The following is a 280-nucleotide window of genomic DNA, read 5'->3' as shown; positions in this document are numbered from 1 at the left end:
GGAGGGCTGCGACGCGGAGAACCTGGCGCTCCCCGGTGTCCAGCAGCAGCTGCTCGAAGCCCTTCTCGACGCGGGCACCCCCGTCGTCGTGACCCTGCTTGCCGGACGCCCCTACGCCCTGGGGCGGGCGGCGGATGAGGCAGCCGCGGTCGTGCAGTCGTTCTTCCCCGGCGAGGAGGGTACGAGGGCCATCGCCTCGGTGCTCAGCGGCCGCACCGAACCGTCCGGCCGACTGCCCGTCAGCGTGCCGCGCCGCCCGGGCTCCCAGCCCTCCACCTAC

General features: G+C 74.6%; 1 protein-coding gene. It reads left to right on the top strand.

Annotation, left to right across the window (positions count from 1 at the left end; translation table 11 throughout):
• On the top strand, positions 1-280 hold a 280-nt coding region (locus IG90_RS40465; protein ID WP_033895131.1), incomplete at both ends, for a glycoside hydrolase family 3 protein.

The organism is Streptomyces anulatus (genome assembly GCF_000721175.1).
GTDB lineage: Bacteria > Actinomycetota > Actinomycetes > Streptomycetales > Streptomycetaceae > Streptomyces > Streptomyces anulatus_C.
This window is presented reverse-complemented; position numbering and strand designations above follow the sequence as displayed.